Here is a 236-nt window from a genome sequence, read left to right as displayed (position 1 = left end):
GTCCACGGCCGTTGCCCGGCGTAGGGCCCGGTCAGGGCCGGGGTGTCGGGGATGGCGTCGACATCGTCGATGAGCAGGTAGTGGGTGTGCCCCTCATAGCTCCAGGCGGCCAGGTCGGTCGCCGACAACCCGGCCGGGGGCCGCCTTGAGCCGATCAGCGCCGACAGGCCCAGCATCGCCGGGATGACCCGATCCACGTTGGCGGTGTACTCGTTGTCGTCGAACAGTGGTTCGTC

General features: G+C 69.5%; 1 protein-coding gene. It reads right to left on the bottom strand.

The features are described from left to right. Positions 1-236 (bottom strand): hypothetical protein (locus LI92_RS21680; protein ID WP_046322795.1); only part of this gene is annotated, 236 nt, incomplete at both ends.

Source organism: Mycobacterium sp. UM_Kg1 (assembly GCF_000972925.1).
GTDB lineage: Bacteria > Actinomycetota > Actinomycetes > Mycobacteriales > Mycobacteriaceae > Mycobacterium > Mycobacterium hiberniae.
This window is presented reverse-complemented; position numbering and strand designations above follow the sequence as displayed.